11 protein-coding genes and 1 pseudogene are annotated in these 15,349 nt (G+C 73.7%); 3 read left to right on the top strand and 9 right to left on the bottom strand.

Annotated elements, in window-relative coordinates:
- Window positions 1–127, bottom strand: a pseudogene (locus ABGB05_RS06450) (endo-1,4-beta-xylanase); the annotation flags it as partial.
- A 74-nt stretch (window positions 128–201) separates the two neighbouring features.
- Here ABGB05_RS06450 and ABGB05_RS06445 point away from each other — a divergent pair.
- Both ABGB05_RS06445 and ABGB05_RS06440 read left to right on the top strand, forming a co-directional pair.
- Window positions 202–1,554 (top strand): ricin-type beta-trefoil lectin domain protein, encoded by a 1,353-nt coding sequence (locus tag ABGB05_RS06445; RefSeq protein ID WP_347652231.1) that lies wholly within the window; start codon window positions 202–204, stop codon window positions 1,552–1,554.
- Between the two features lie 379 nt (window positions 1,555–1,933).
- The gene (locus ABGB05_RS06440) at window positions 1,934–2,215 is read left to right on the top strand and encodes a hypothetical protein (protein ID WP_347652230.1); all 282 of its coding nucleotides are present in this window, start codon (window positions 1,934–1,936) and stop codon (window positions 2,213–2,215) included.
- A 47-nt stretch (window positions 2,216–2,262) separates the two neighbouring features.
- Here ABGB05_RS06440 and ABGB05_RS06435 read toward each other — a convergent pair whose 3' ends face one another.
- The 7 genes from ABGB05_RS06435 to ABGB05_RS06405 form a co-directional block, all read right to left on the bottom strand.
- Complete coding sequence (locus ABGB05_RS06435) at window positions 2,263–5,022, bottom strand: FtsX-like permease family protein (protein ID WP_347652229.1); 2,760 nt, start codon at window positions 5,020–5,022, stop codon at window positions 2,263–2,265.
- Window positions 5,019–8,201 (bottom strand): FtsX-like permease family protein, encoded by a 3,183-nt coding sequence (locus ABGB05_RS06430; RefSeq protein ID WP_347652254.1) that lies wholly within the window; start codon window positions 8,199–8,201, stop codon window positions 5,019–5,021. Before ABGB05_RS06430 ends, ABGB05_RS06435 begins: the two co-directional genes overlap by 4 nt.
- Before the next feature lie 2 nt (window positions 8,202–8,203).
- Entirely contained in the window at window positions 8,204–8,926 is a 723-nt protein-coding gene (locus ABGB05_RS06425; protein ID WP_347652228.1) for an ABC transporter ATP-binding protein, read from the bottom strand.
- Complete coding sequence (locus tag ABGB05_RS06420) at window positions 8,923–9,855, bottom strand: ABC transporter ATP-binding protein (protein ID WP_347652227.1); 933 nt, start codon at window positions 9,853–9,855, stop codon at window positions 8,923–8,925. The genes ABGB05_RS06425 and ABGB05_RS06420 overlap by 4 nt, the downstream gene beginning before the upstream one ends.
- A 588-nt stretch (window positions 9,856–10,443) precedes the next feature.
- Window positions 10,444–11,064 carry a DUF2306 domain-containing protein gene (locus ABGB05_RS06415; RefSeq protein WP_347652226.1) on the bottom strand — a complete coding sequence of 207 codons (621 nt, stop codon included), beginning with the start codon at window positions 11,062–11,064 and terminating at the stop codon, window positions 10,444–10,446.
- A gap of 118 nt (window positions 11,065–11,182) precedes the next feature.
- Window positions 11,183–11,845: a response regulator transcription factor gene (locus tag ABGB05_RS06410; RefSeq protein WP_347652225.1), complete on the bottom strand. Its 663-nt coding sequence runs from the start codon at window positions 11,843–11,845 to the stop codon at window positions 11,183–11,185.
- The gene (locus tag ABGB05_RS06405) at window positions 11,842–12,957 is read right to left on the bottom strand and encodes a sensor histidine kinase (RefSeq protein ID WP_347652224.1); all 1,116 of its coding nucleotides are present in this window, start codon (window positions 12,955–12,957) and stop codon (window positions 11,842–11,844) included. The genes ABGB05_RS06410 and ABGB05_RS06405 overlap by 4 nt, the downstream gene beginning before the upstream one ends.
- 558 nt (window positions 12,958–13,515) lie before the next feature.
- On the opposite strand from ABGB05_RS06405, the gene ABGB05_RS06400 reads away from it, so the two are divergent.
- Window positions 13,516–14,205, top strand: coding sequence for a hypothetical protein (locus ABGB05_RS06400; RefSeq protein WP_347652223.1), 690 nt, complete (start codon window positions 13,516–13,518; stop codon window positions 14,203–14,205).
- Between the two features lie 252 nt (window positions 14,206–14,457).
- Here ABGB05_RS06400 and ABGB05_RS06395 read toward each other — a convergent pair whose 3' ends face one another.
- Window positions 14,458–15,342, bottom strand: coding sequence for a hypothetical protein (locus ABGB05_RS06395; RefSeq protein WP_347652222.1), 885 nt, complete (start codon window positions 15,340–15,342; stop codon window positions 14,458–14,460).
- Window positions 15,343–15,349: the final 7 nt, after the last annotated feature.

Below are 15,349 nucleotides of genomic sequence, written 5' to 3'. Positions count from 1 at the left end.
CGCCCCAGACCGTGATGCCGTTGCAACGGGCGACGGCGAGGCAGTCGTTCACCACGTTGCGGTAGGTGTTCGCCTGGGTGGTGCCGGAACCCTCGATGTCCAGCTCGGTGATCTGCACGTCCACCCCACCACCAGGAGGTACCGACAGTGCGAGGACACACACCTCACCCCCCGCCCCCGGGGGACACCCATGCTGACCGAATGTCCCCCGGCTTGCGGGGCCGGCTGTTCAAGCTCGCCACGGCCGGGATCGCAGCCGCGGTCGGGCTGTTCACCGTGACCGTGGCGACCGGGTCTGCGTCCGCCGCCGACAACCCGTACCAGCGGGGTCCGGACCCCACCCGGGCCAGCGTCGCGGCCGAGACCGGCCCCTTCGCCAACACCTCGGTCAGCGTCCCGACCGGGTACGGCTTCAACGGCGGCAGGATCTACTACCCGACCGACACCAGCCAGGGCACCTTCGGGGCCATCGCGATCTCGCCGGGTTACACCGCCCTGTTCTCCGCCGAACTGGCCTGGATGGGACCGTGGCTGGCATCGCACGGCTTCGTCGTGATCGGCATCGAGACCAACAGTCGTAACGACTTCGACACGGCCCGGGGCACCCAGCTGCTCGCCGCGCTGGACTACCTGACCCAGCAGAGCTCGGTACGCGACCGGGTGGACCCGAACCGGTTGGCCGTAGCTGGACACTCCATGGGCGGCGGTGGTGCGCTGAGCGCGGCCATCCGGCGCTCGTCGTTGAAGGCGGCGGTCGGCATCGCGCCGTACTCGCCGTCGTCGAACCTGGCCAACGACCGGGTGCCCACGATGATCTTCTCTGGGCAGGCGGACACGGTGGTCACCCCGTCTTACGCCACCGGCCTGTACAACAGCCTCCCGAGCACGACGGAGAGCGTCTACCTGGAGGTAGCCGGTGCGGATCACGGGTTCATGGTCGGGCGGTCGAACCCGGTGATGATCCGGACGATGCTGCCGTTCGTCAAGATGTTCATCGACAACGACACCCGGTACAGCCAGTTCCTCTGCCCGCTGCTGGACTCCAGCGGCGTGGTCACCTACCGCAGCACGTGCCCGTTGCTGCCCACCAATCCTCCGGTGGACCCGACGACACCGCCGGCGACTCCCACCGCTTCGCCTACCGTGCCACCGACGGGTCCGCCCGGTTCTGCCAGTGAGATCGTCGGGGTGCAGTCGGGTCGGTGTGTCGACGTGCCGAACGCTTCTCGTACGAATGGCACCCGGGTGCAGCTCTACGACTGCAACCGGCAGACGCAGCAGTCCTGGACGTACACCTCGGACCGGCAACTGCGGGTGTACGGGGACATGTGTCTGGACGCGGCGGGTTCGGGCAACGGTGCGGCGGTGCAGATCTACAGCTGTCACGGTCAGACAAACCAGCAGTGGAACGTCAATTCCAACGGGACGATCACTGGTGTGCAGTCCGGGCGGTGCCTGGACGTCTGGAGTACGGCCAACGGGGCGCAGATCCAGCTGTACGACTGCCACGGACAGACCAACCAGCGGTTCAGTCTCGTGCCACTCGCGCGATGATCCTGGCCGACTCGACGGACATCCTGTTCGAGGGCGTGCGGATCTGCACAGCGCAGGGCGGGACCCCACACCTCTGAATCAGGCCGAACGGAAACGGGCGGGCCCGGCGTCACGCCGGACCCGCCCGGATCACACCGACGGCGTGGTCCACGCGTCACCAGGAAACCTCGTGTCGAGCCTCCCGAGCGGTCTGGAACCACCTGATCCTGAACGTCGAAGTGATCCGGTTCCGTGGCGCGGCGCCGGTACCGCACCCGGCCCGATCCGACGCTGACGCGGCACTGAGGCGGCCGTGAGGCCACCACGGATCGTGGGTTACCTGCCGCGTCGCCCCGTCGGGGCGCGAACATCCGACGGCAGGTACGAAGTGGAGTGGACGATGCGAACTCGATCCAGGCTCGCCCAGCTGTCGGGCGCTGCGGGCCTGCTGCTGGCCAGCACCGCCGTGGCCGTCGCCACCGGAACGGGAACGGCGCGGGCGACCGTGGTGAACGCCAGCGCGGCGGGCGGCTTCCCCAACCAGGCGCGGCTGGTGGGCTCGATCCAGTATTCGATGGTGATCCGCGACTTCCCCACGGCGGTGGCCGCGCTCCGCGAACTCGCCCCGACCGACGACCGGCTACGCGCCGCCCTCGAACGGCGGCAGCGGTCAGGGGCCTGACCAGGGATACCCGGACACCCCGCTGGTACGTGAGTACCACCAGGCCGTTACTCGCCCGCCCGGAGCACCTCGCCCAGCCGGTCGCGCCGCCGCAGCGCCGACTCGACAGGGACGACCGTGGCGGCTGCCGCCAGCAGTGCCACGCCCACCAGGCCGAGCATCCACCACGGCAGGACCGCCGCCGGGTCGGCGGCTTGACCGGTGAGCAGCCGCAGGTCGAGCGGGCCGAGCGTCAGGTGTGCGAGCAGGGCCCCGAGCAGCGGGCCGCACACCGCGGCGACCACGACCGGCGGCAGCAGCTCTCCGGCGGCGACCCAGCGGGCGTCGCGTGGCCGCAGACCGAGGGTCCGCAGCCGGGTCAGGGTCTGCCACCGCTCCGACGCACCCGCGGCGGCGGCGAGCGTGAGGCCGAGCAGCCCCAGCGCCAGCAGCACCGCGGCGGATGCCCACGCCAGCCGTAGCAGCCCCGCGCTCAGCGGGGCCGCCCGCTGCGCCCGTAGGACGTCCGCGCGCAGGACGACGTCGGCGGCGACGCCGCTGTTCGACACGGCCCGCGCCGCGCCGGGGCCGGTCACCCAGACGGTGTTCGGCACGGCGGACAGTCCGGCGTCGGCGAGCGCCGCGGCGTCCACGATGACGATGTCGCTGGCGCCGCCGACGGAGGGAGCGGTACCGACGGCGGCGAGCCGGATCGCCGGGGCGCCGTCGCGGGGCAACTGCAGCCGGGTGCCGGTTCGCAGGCTGCCGTCGCTCGACCGGACCAGCGCCGGGACGTCCCCGGGGCCGGGACCGGGTGCGGTGAGCCGGGCCAGCGCCGGCGCGTCGGGCAGCGGGGTGGCGGCGAGCAGGCGCTGGAACGCGGCGGCGTCCACGATGACCAGGCGTGGGGCGAGCGCCGTCGAGTCGGCGAAGACACGCGCCGAGTCGGTCACCTGCGCGACGACAACCTGCCCTACCCCGGGTGCGGCAGCGATGCGTTCGGCGAGTGCCGGCGTGGAGGCCGTAGCCTCGGCGCCGAGGTCGAGGCGGGCGTCGGCACCGACGGTGCGCCACGCGCCGTCGTCCAGACCCCGGGCGACGGTGGCGCCGAGGATGAGCGCGAACGACGCCAGCGCCGTCGCGCTGACCAGCACCAGCAGGGGCAGCGCCCGCCCGGCTGTCGCCGCCGCCCGGGCGGCGCCGAACACGGCCAGCGGGCGGCGCGAGCGCAGGGCCTGCCGGAGCCACAACCGCACCCCGAGGGGCAGCAGCCGCAGCAGGACGAGCGCGCCGACGAGTATGCCCAGAGCGAGGGCGCTCATGGGCAGGACCAGGTCGCCGGTCAGCTCGTCGGTGTCGCCGTCGTGGGCGGTGGGCAGGAGCCCACGCTGGTGCAGCGCGACGAAGGCGGCGACCGCGGCGATCAGGACAGCGGCCTCCAGGGCGGTACGGCGCAGCTGGGCGGTGCCGCGGATCCAGCGTCGTGCGGCCCGGTTGGCGGGCTGGCGTCGATCGCGGCTGGCTCGGGCGGCGGCGAGGGTGCCGAACGCCGGTCCGGCGACGGCACCGGCCAGGACCACGGGAACGGTCCAGGACCAGGAGACGCCCGCAGCGGCCGCGCGGGCGAGCGCGAGCCCGGCGGCGGCGGCCGACAGGGTCAGCACGACGGACTCGATCAGCAGTTCCGCACCGAGGTCGGGCAGCGCCGCCCCGCGGTGCCGGGCGGCGCCCAGCGCCGGGGTGCGGCGGCGGACCAGCAGGTCGGCGGCGAGCAGCAGGACCAGTACCGTGGCGGTCAGGACCCCGGCGAGCAGCACGGCGGCCTGTGCGGAAGCGGCGATGACCTGCGTGCGGGCGTCGCGCAGGACGGTGTCGAGCCGCGATTCCCACTTCAGGGACTGGTCTCGGTCGCTCGACGAGCCGGAGGTGGCCTTGAGCTCGACCACCGTGCCGGCGAGCGCCGCGGCGGTGTCCCAGCTGAGCGCGCCGGGGTCGGGGGCGAAGCGGACGCTGCGCCGCAGTTGGTCCTCGTCGACGGCGAGCCGGGCGTCCGGCAGCGACTCGCGCGACAGCAGGCCGGCGAACCGGGTGGTGCCCACGCCGTCGGCGCCGGGCACGGGGCGCAGCAGCGCCGGGGCGAGGCTCCAGGCGGGGTCGGCGCTGTCCGTGGGCCGGTAGATCCCGCTGATCCGTACGTCCTTGTCACGCCCCTGGCCGTCCTTGACGGGGATCCGGTCGCCGGGGCCGAGGTTGAGTGCGGCGGCGTCCGCCTCGGAGAGCCCGACCTGGACCGGCCACGGCGGTCCGTGGTAGGGGATCTCGACGGCCTCGTCGGGGCCGGCGGGGCCGGGCGCGCTGCCGGCGATCCAGGTCACGTCCGGGCCGCCGGTGTCGGCGGCCAGGTAGGTGAACCGGAAGGTACGCAGCACGCTGCCGTCGGTGATGCCGAGGACCGGGCCGTCGACGACGGCGACGGGCGGGAGCAGAGCGGCATCCAGGTCGGGCCCGAGCGTGTCTGCCGCCCGGCCACGGAAGTCGTCGACGTCCTCGGCGAGGCGGGGTGTCCGGACCCGTCCGCCGTTAAGGCCGTCGTCGCGCTCCCAGCCGGCGTATACCAGGACGTCCGGATCGTCGCCGGCGCGGCGGACCGTGTCCTGGACGGCGTCGTCGGCGGCGGCGCGCAGCAGCGCCGGCACGGCCCCGGCGAGCAGCGCGACGGCCGCGATGACGGCGGCGGTGAGCAGCAGCGGTCCGGCATCGGCGCGGGCACGGCCGCGGACGCTGGGCCAGTGCGGCGCCGGCCACCGGCGGGTCAGCCATCGGATCACGGCGCCACCCGCAGGTGCGCGGCGTCGGCCCGGCGGACCTGGACGGTGACCACGACGGCGACCGCGAGCGTGCACCCGACCAGCAGCGCGGCGAGCAGTGCGGCCTCGGCTGGCCAGGGCCAGTGTGGCTGGGCGGCCGGGATGGGCGCGCCGCCGGTGTCGGAACGGATGAGCAGGGGTACGACGACGCGGGTGGCGAGCGCGCCGACGGCCGCGCCCGCCACCAGCAGCGGCAGCAGAACGCCGGCGTGCTGGCCGAGCAGCACGGTCCGGATGCCGCGCCGCGACATCCCCAGGCCGCGTAGCCGTGCCACCTCGACGGCGCGGACCTGCAGGTCGCAGGTCACGTGCAGGACGACGCCGGCGAGCAGCAGCAGGACCGCGGCCGGGACGATCAGCCGGAGCGCGGCCGGCAGCCCGGCGCGCAGCGGGCTGCCGGTGAGGCGGGCGGTCTCCGCCTCGCGCGTCGTGACGGTGCCCAGGTGCAGGGCGGTGGCCCGCTCGGCGGCACCGGGCCCGGCCGGGTGGCCGACCCACCAGGCGTCGACCGGGAACGTCAGATCGCCGGTGACGGCACGTGCGCGGGACAACGTGTCCAGATCGGCCAGGATGGCCACGGCGCCGGGGGCGGACGGGACGGTCGGCACGACCTCGGTGACGACGATCGGGACGGGGGTGGTGCCGACCGTGATGCTGAGCTGTCTGCCGATGTCGGCACCGACCTCGCTGGCGAAGCGGGCGGAGACGGCGACGGGCACCGGGCCGGGGTCCGGGAAGGCGGTGGCGACGAGGTTCCGGGCGGCGTCCGGGGCGCCGTCGAGGTCGACGGTCGCCGCCATCCGCAGTTCGGTCCCCGTCGGCGTGGCGGACAGCACGACGGCCGGGTCGCGCAACTTCGTCGCGACCGGTGGCGCGGACGTGGCGGTCCACTCCGATCCGTCAGCCGAGCCGACGGGCGGCACGGTGAGGGTGACGGCTACGGCGATGGGGCCGCCGACCGCGTCGGACCCGCCATTCGGCCGGCCGGGGTCGGCCACGACCGGCAGGGACACCGCGACGAGCCGCAGTCCGTCGGCGGTCGCGCACCCGGGCAGCCGGTGTTCCCGCCCGTCGAGCGGCACGGGGGGACCGGTGCAGGGTGTGCGCAGGCCGGTGGCGTCCTGCAGCAGCAGCCGGGGCGTCACGGCGAGCGAGGGCCCGCCCGGCGCGGTTCCGCTCAGGACGAGCGGGGCACCGGCCGGAATGGCGAGGCCGGTGACGCGGGCAGGTGGGGCGAGCGCGGCTCCCACCTCCGTCCAGCTCCGGTCGCCGTCCAGCCGCCCGCGCAGCAGCGCGTCGGCGCGGGTGGTGTCGACGGCGACCAGGCGTGGCGCCTCGCCGGCGGTGCCGAGCCACTGCCCGACGGCGATACCGCGGTCGACGGCCGGGCTCACCGCCCCCGAGGTGGCCACGCTGACCAACGCGCCCTGCCCGGCGACCGGCGCCGTGCCGAGGGTGAGCGTCAGGTCGGTGCCGACGGAAAGTTCGGCCTGGTCGTGCTGCGACCGTTGCCACGTGGCGTCGAAGGCGACGCCGAAGGTCCCGGCCGCGCAGGCCAGCCCGACGAGCAGCCCGGCGGCGACCGCCTGGGGCCGGCGGGCGGCCTCGGCGGCCGCCAGCGGAAGCACCAGCCCGCGGGCGCGGTACGCCAGCCGGTCGGCGCCGCGCAGGGCGGGCAGCACCACCCGGAGCACCAGGGTGACGCCTGCGGTGAGCAGCAGCGCCGGCGCGAGCACCCGGACCGTGTCGACGCGTGGGCTGGCGGCGGTGGGCTGCGCGTACAGCTGCCACCACCCGGCGGCGGCGAAAACCGTGAGCAGCAGGTCGGCGCCTGATCGGGCCAGGAGTTCGCGCCGGTTGCGCCGGTCGCCGGCGGCCGGGACGGGCCGGACCGCCAGGACGATGAGTACGACGGCGAGCACCAGCGCGCCGCCGGCGACCGCGACCACCTGGGCGCCGGTGACGGCCGGCCGGACGGTCAGGCCGGCGCCGTCCAGCGGCGGCAGGCGGGTCAGGCCGGCGTGCACGGCCGACGAGGCCGGTATCGCGAGGGCGGCGGCGAGGGCGGCGACGACCCCGGCCTCGAGTATCGCGGTGGCGGCGAGCTGGCCGCGGCTGGTGCCCAGGGCGGACCGCAGGGCGGCCTCGTCGGCGCGCATGCCGGCGGTCAGCCGGCCGGCGAGGGCGAGCGCGGTCGCGGCCAGGACGCCGCCGAGGACGGCGATCGCGAGCACGACGGCGGCAGTGACCTGCCGCTGGTCGTCGGCGGTCCGCAGGGTCAGCGGCAGTTCGGAGGAGACGCGGGCGAGCCGGACGCGGTCGCCGAGGGTGCCCGCCAGCCGGCGGTCGGCAGCGCGGACGGCCCCGGCTGCGGTCTCGAGGTCGCGGTGGTTGGGGCGGGACACGTCCGGATGAGCGGTGACCTCCAGCCGGTCGAGGGTGGCACCGGTGCTGACCAGGTCGGCGAGGTCGAGGATGAACGGGCCGTAGGCGTTGACGGGCTGCCCGAAGCGGCCGTCCCGGTAGCCGGTGGCAGAGCCGGCCGCGGCCAGCGGGTCGCGGTCCCAGCCACGCCCCGGCAGTGGGCGTGCGACACCGACGATGGTCACGTCGAGGGCCGGGACGGGCGCGTGCGCCAGCTCGGCGCCGAGGCGCAACCGGCGACCGGGGGTGAGGTCGAGCAGTTGGGCGGTGGACTCCAGCACCACCGCGTCGCCGGGGTCGGCTGGCCAGTGCCCCGTGACGAGCTGGGCTCGGGCCGGCAGGTCGTCCAGCCCCGACAGGTACGCCTGGGCCGGGACGCTGGTGCCCGGGGCGAGCGCTGGCGGCAGTGCACGCAGCACGGTCGACGCCCGCGCGGTCGTCGTCACCGGGAACGGCGCGAGCGCGGAGGTCAGCACGGTGCGGGTGTCGGCGACGACGGATGACGCGTCCCGGCCTTCGACGGTGCTGGTGTACGCGGTCACCTCGACGGCACCGGGGGCGGCGCGGGCCATGGCGACCTCCAGCGCCCGCTCGGCCGTGCGGGTGCCCAGCAGGGTGCAGGTGCCCAGCAGGGTTGCGCCGACCGTGACGACCCCGAGGAGGGCGGCCAGCAACGGCCACTGCGCGCGGGCGCGGCGGCTGACCAGTCTCAGCATCGTCACCTGGCGACCGGCACGTGCTCGTCGGGCTGCCCGGCCGCCGGTTCGTCGAGCTGCCCGTCCTGGATGCGGATCACCCGGTCGGCCAACGCCATCATCACCGCGTCGTGGGTCGACACCAGCGCGGTGACGCCTTCGGACTCCACCACCCCGCGCAGCAGGGCCATCACCGACAGACCCGTCTCGGCGTCCAGTTGCCCGGTGGGCTCGTCGGCGACCAGCAGCCGGGGCGAGGCGGCCAACGCGCGGGCGATCGCCACCCGCTGCTGCTGGCCGCCGGACAGCTCGGCCGGCCGCTGCCGGGCGTGGTCGGCCAGGCCGACCAGCTCCAGCAGCAGTTCGACCCGCCGCTCGCGCTCGGCCGGCGCGAGGCGGGCCAGCCGCAGCGGGGCGGCGACGTTCTCCGCCGCCGACAGCACCGGGATCAGCCCGAAGCTCTGGAAGACGTACGACACCTTCTCGCGCCGCAGCCGGGACAGACCGTCCTCGTCGAGCGCGGTGACGTCGGTGCCGTCGACGTGCACGGTACCGGTGTCCGGGCGGTCCAGGCCGCCGATGATGTTGAGTAGGGTGGTCTTGCCCGAGCCGGACCGACCGACGAGCGCCACCATGGAGCCGGCGGCCACGTCGAACGACACGCCGCGCAGGGCGTGCACGACGGTCGGGCCGGTGTGGAAGCGTCGGTGCACGCCGCGCACGCGCAGCAGCGGCTCGATGCTCATTCGCCGCTGCCCGCGTCGGGACGGATCGTGATGTGGTCGGGTTCCAGGGCCAGCCGGACCCGTCGGGTCAGCGCCAACGCCTGGCGGAAGTCGCGGGGCACCTGGACCCGCCCGGCCCGGTCCATCACGGCGTACTCCTCGGCGATCGTGTGCGTGTCGCCCTCCGCGTCGGTGGTGGTACGGCGCAGCACCTCACTGCTGGTGCGCCCGTCCCGGATCGCGACGGTCCGTTCGACCTGGCCGCTGACCTCCGGATCGTGGGTCACCACGACAACGGTGACGCCGTACCGTCGGTTGACGTCCCGCAGCACGCCGAAGACCTCCGCGGACGTGGCGGCGTCCAGTTCGCCGGTCGGCTCGTCGGCGAGCAGGACCTGCGGCTGGTTGGCCAGCGCCACCGCGATCGCGACCCGCATCTGTTGCCCGCCGGAGAGCTGCGCGGGGCGCCGGTCGGCGCAGTCGGCGACACCGAGACTGCCCAGCAGTTCGGTTGTGCGCTTCCGGCGCTGCTTCTTCGCGGTACGGGCCGCCGTCATCGGCAGGTCGACCATCTCCCGTGCGGTCAGGTACGGGATCAGGTTGCTCGCCGTCTGCTGCCGTACGAACCCGACGGTGTGCCGCCGGTAGTCCACGCGGTCCGCGCGGGACATCGCCAGCAGGTTCCACCGGTCGACCCGGACCCGCCCGGCGGTGGGCGCGTCGACTCCGGCCAGGATGGACAGCAGCGTCGACTTGCCCGACCCGGAGGCGCCGACGACGGCGACCATCTCACCGCTGTCCACGGTCAGGTCGAGTCCCTGCAGTGCCTGTACCTCGATCGAACCGGTCTGGTAGATCCGCACCAGGTTCTCGCAGACGATGAGCGCGTCCTGGCCGAACTCCGGCGCCCGGGCGGACGGCTGCGGCAAGGACAGCGTCGTGCTGGACATTCCCTCCCCCGTCCGGGTCGTGTCGCCATCGAGCCAACCTCGGGTAGCGATCGGGTCCGCCGAGCAGGTACGTGGTGTCACCCGGCCGGCACGCATGGTCGCGTAATGCGTCGGGAGCCCGAACCGCCCCCCGCCAACGCAGTATTGAAGCAGTTTCGCAACCGGCGGCTCCGTTGACCATGCCCCCCGCGCGGGCTTTTCTGCGTCCTGCTCCCCGGCAGACGCGGCGGTGGCGGCCCCGACGACGGCGCATTCCCGACGGCGGTGAGAGCGCGGAAGCCTGCGATCGGCGGACGCGTCCGCCGACCCGGGCGGCAGAAGTGACTTGGGGAAGGGCGCTCGCTCGTCGGCCGTGACAGCGCACTTGGCAACACGCTGTTGGCGCTGCTGGACGTGGGTGTTGGGAAGCACATAGGGGGCCCGCGCCGCCTCCGGGTCGCGGGCGCACAGCTGTTCCAACTCACCTGCGACCCCAAAGGCCCGTGGCCAGGGGGTCCGCTTCGACCCCCGGGGACGGCTGCCGGGTGGAGAGGCGCGGCGCCACCGTCAGAAAGCACCGTGACAAGGGACACCGAACGACCCGGTTGATCATTTCCGGTTGGGTGATCGCCGCAGATACCACTCGGCCACAGCGAGGTTGATCAGCCATCCGGCGAGCACCAGCCCGGCCCGGGTGTTGCCGTCGGGCTGTTCGCCGGTGGCCAGGAGGTACGGCGCGTGCGTGAACGCCTGCGTGCCGGCGCCGAGGCCGATCGCGTAGCCGCGCACCATCCACGCCCGGTGCCGGGTGAAGTCGCGGCGCAGCACGGCGGCGAGGCCGAGCAGGATCGCGGCGGCCATCGCCGAGCCGAAGACGAGCCGCAGGCCGGCGAGCACGTTGTTGTCGTGGGCCGGCAGGTCGTACGCGAACGCCATCCACAGGCCGGAGAGGGCGACCGTCAGTCCACACGGGACGAGTACCCGGCCGGCGAGGCGGTGCCAGCGTCGGCGGCGCAGGCCGGGTACGAACTGGAAGGCGCCCAGGATCGTGTAGACCGTCGCGCCGACGACGTGCAGCACCACCGGCAGCGGCTCGGCGACGAAGCGGGCGTTGGCCGGGGTGACCTCCGGTCCGGCACCCAGCTCGGTCAGCCGGGCCGCACCGGCGATCATCGGTACCAGGCCCAGCAGGATCAACGCGGCCGGCAGCCGCCACTCGCGGATCGTCATGCCGTCGATGGTGGCCGCCGTACCCGCCCCGGTTCATCGACAGAAGGGCCGCGATCCGGCCGGCCCATGGTCGTACGCCGTCGTCGTACTTCCGGCGGACGACGCCCGCCCGGCGCCGTCAGCCGCGCGGCCGGGTGCGGTTCGTCTCGTACGCCCACATCGCGATCTCGACCCGGTTACGCACGCCGAGCTTGGTCATCAGGCTGGTGATGTGCGACTTGACGGTGCTCAGCGTGATGTAGAGCTCGTCGGCGATCTCCTTGTTGGTACGGCCCCGGGCGACCGCGACCAGTACCTGTTCCTCCCGGTCGGTGAGCGCCTCGATCGGCTGCTTCGGCCGCGCGACCGGCCCCGCGTCGGCGAACGCCTTCAGCAGCCGGGTGGTGACGCTCGGCGCGATCAGCGCGTCCCCGTTGGCGGCCGCGTGCACGGCCTGGGCGAGCAGCACCGGGCCGGCGTCCTTGAGCAGGAAACCCCGGGCCCCCGCACGCAGTGCCGCGTACACGTGGTCGTCGAGGTCGAAGGTGGTGATGACGACCACCGCGAGCGGATCCGCGACCGACGGCCCGGCGAGCGTCCGGGTGGCTTCGATACCGTCCATGCCGGGCATCCGGATGTCGAAGAGGCAGACGTCGGGGTGGAGCCGCCGGGCGAGCTCGACCGCCCGACGGCCGTCGCCAGCCTCGCCGACGACCTCGATGCCGGGCTGCGCGTTCAGGATCATGGTGAGCCCGGTGCGGACGATCTCCTGATCGTCCGCGACGAGCACGCGCACCGTCACCCGTCGACCCCGGCCCGGGGGAGTACGGCGGTCACGGTCCATCCCTGGCCGGCATCGGGGCCGGCCTGGCAGATGCCGCCGAGCAGGTCGGCCCGCTCCATCATGCCGATCAGGCCGAAGCCGGGCGAGCCTGCCGGGCGGCCGTCGCCGGCCTCGCCGTCGTCGCTCACCCGCAGGCGTACGGAGGTGTCGTCGACCGCGACGCTGACCTCGATGCGGGTGGCGTGCCGGGCGTGCCGGCGGGCGTTGGTGACCGACTCCTGGGCCAGGCGGTAGAGCGTGGCGCTGACCGTGGGCGGGAGGTCCTCGAGATCGCCGCGGATCTCCACGTCGACGGCCGGTCCGGTGTGGCCGTCGGCGAGCCGCGTGATGTCGGCGACCTGCGGGCGGGGCGCCAGGTCGGCGGGCTGGTCCCGGCGCAGGACGCGGACGATCGCGCGCATCTCGGCGAGCGCGCGGGACGCCTCGGCCTCGATCACGCGGAGCGCCTCGACGGCCGCGTCCGGCTGGCTGGTCGAGGCGGCGATGCCGGCCTGGGCGCGAATCGCCATCGCCGAGACGTGGTGGGCCACGGTGTCGTGCAGGTCGCGGGCGAGCCGCTCGCGTTCCAGCGACTTGACCCGGTCGAGTTCGCGCAGCCGGGCGGCGGCGCGGAAGCGGACCGCGACGCCGAGTGTGGCAGCGGCGAACATCACCGCGAAACCGGCGGTCAACTCGCTGCCGTTGATCGGGCCGGCCAGGCCGGCGGCGGCCACCTTGGCCGTCACGAAGACCGAGCCGAGCACGGCATCCCGGCCGGAGCCCCAGCGGAACAGCGCGTAGGTCAGCAGGACCAGGAAGCTCGTCGTGTACATCTGGCAGGCGTCGCCGGGCAGCACGAACGGGGCGACCGCCGTGAAGCCGAACGCGATCGCCACCACCGCGAGGGGCTTCGTCCGCCGCCACAGCAGTGTGGGCAGCAGCGCGAGCGCGATGACGAGGCAGCCCACGCGCCACGGCAGGTCGGGTCGGGCGATCCCCTCCAGCACGATCGCCGGTGCGAGGACGGCGATCAACGCCCAGTCGCGCCCGGCGGGCCCCGGGGCGTGCGGTACGCGCGGCTCGGACAACACGGCGCGTAGGCGAGGGGGCACGGAACCATCGTACGAATAGTGGTGCGACTCCAGATCGTCCCAAAGTACGACTGATTCGTCCTGCCGGAGCGAGCGGGCCGACCAGGGCCATGATCTCCTCGCACCGGGCGGCGACGATTCCCCGGCCGGGGCCGAAGTAGTCGTCGACGAACCGGACCAGGGTGTGGTTGACCTCGGTCCGGTCGTGGTCACCCAGGTCCGTGACGTTGCGGCGGCTCTGGGCCTGGTGCTGCTGGAAGCTGGCTTCGTGTACCGACCACGCCGCTTGTTGTCGCGGGCGAGAGCCGGCGCCAGACCCGGGCCACCACGAGTGCGCTGGCGGCGCCGACAACACACCGGCCACGACGAGCGCCGACAGCGGCCCTGCGGGCGTTCTGCGTACCTGACGGGTCGCGGTCGGGTCGGCAATCTGTCGCATCGACGACGTCGAGCGCTGACGGACCAGCGCGCTTCCCCGATCGTCCAGGACAGCCTCGCCCAGCATCACCTCCAGATCGAGCGACAGCCACGATGAGAGGTGCTGGCTCATTGCGGGACGTGAGCGAAGCAAAGCTCGACGACTGGCGCGAGCGGCTGGAGCCGATGCTGGCGGGACTGCAGGATTCTGTGGTCGGGCCCGACGAGGCCCTCGATCACTCCGTCGAGTCCCTGCGCGACCTCGAACACGCCCTGCTCGCCGAGACCCCGGCTGGGCAGCCGCCACGCGGGGGACTCGCCGAGGCGGCCGGCGGCTACCTCGGGGAGGTACTGCTCACGATCGGTGGAGCGCACCGTACCGATCGGCCGGTGCGCAGTGGGACTTCGGACGCCGCCTCGGCCGATTCCTGGCTGACCCACTGGCTGACCAGCCGGGAACAGGGATTCCCCGAGTGGGCCGCCGCCACCGGGCGGGTCGGCGATCTGGACATCAGCCCGAAGCCGTTGCTGGCACTCGAACAGGTCGTACGACGCCGGATCCCGGTCAGGGAAGCCCTGCGCGAACCGGTGAACGACAGCTTCGTCCAGGGAGCGGTCTGGTACGTCGGCGAGATCGCCCGGCGCCACCGCGACGCACACTGGCGTCACCATCCCGACCTCACCGGCACCAGCAGGAACCCGTACGTGGGCAGACCATACGTCGAACAGGCCGACGGCGGGAACGGCGCGATACCGCTGCTCGAACTGGAGGCCGCCGTACCGTCCGACGAGACCAGCCTACTCCTGGACCGGTTCGAGGTGTTCGACTAGCCGCAAGGACGGCATCACAACCCGAGCACCGGACAGCCACCGGTCGAGGTCGGGTCACCAACGTCGGCCCGTCGCGGCCGCGAGTTTCGACGCAGGCGACAGGCACCGCGCCGGTCCGGGTCGTCTGGACCGACGGAGCCTGTCGGCGCAGTCTGGGACAACGGTGCGGTGCCGACGATCCCGGGCAGGGACCGTCGGCACCGCGCTTTACCCGAGTCCGGGGATCGACGACCCCGGACGGACGACCTACGGCTACTGGCCGTAGGCCTTCGCGGTCCAGCCGAGCGTGCCGAGGGAGCCGCCCTTGAGGTCCGTGCCGACCCCGTCCGTCGCGTCGGCGTCGAAGTGCACGGAGGCCGCGCCGGTGGCCTTGATCCCGAGCAGCGCCCGACCGTCGGGGTGCGCGGAGCAGTAGCCCGTGCTGAGGCTGGTGAAGCCCGCCCAGCCGCTGGCCTTCAACACCGTCGAGGTGATGGTCGTCGGGGTGGCCCGGTTGATCCGCCACTCCTTGAGTTCGCCGTTGCTCTTGGTGCCGATCAGCACGTCCACGGCGGCGGTGCCTGTTCCCTCGGTGCGCTCGTAGGTCAGTGTGTTGACCGTGTCCCAGCCGGAGGTGGTCAGCCTGACCGGCGACGTGAGGGTGAACACGTCGTCCACGTAGGTTTCCGTGTAGCGGTAGAGCGACGTGCCTGCCACCCGGTAGAGGTACGGCGACGCCGTCGCGAGGATGCGGGTACCGGCGAAGCCGTCCTTGAGGTGGCTGGCGCTCTGCGCGGTGATCCGCCAGGTGCCGTCGACCAACTCGCCCTGACGGCTCACCTTGTAGAGCCAGCCGTCGGTCGGGTGGGCGGCGTACTCGGTGCTGCGGAAGAAGGTGTCGTCACCGGCACCGCCGATCTGCTGGTGCGCCGTCGGTACCCAGCCGAGGTTGTCGTTGACGTAGGCCTTGGTGCTAGTTGTCTGGCCAGAGTAGACGTAGCTGAGCCGCTGCCCGTCCGATCGGTACGCCGCCGTGGAGACACCGCAGTCCGCGGGAACGTCGCTGAGCGCCGCGGCCGCCGGCCCGGCGGGCACGATGACTCCGGCCACGGCGAGGCCGGTCAGCGCCGTCGCGGCGGCCACGATGGATTTACGCATGAGTACG

This window comes from Plantactinospora sp. B5E13, from assembly GCF_039871775.1.
GTDB lineage: Bacteria > Actinomycetota > Actinomycetes > Mycobacteriales > Micromonosporaceae > Plantactinospora.
The sequence above is the reverse complement of the archived record's forward strand: the minus strand, read 5'-3'. Positions and strand labels throughout refer to the sequence as shown.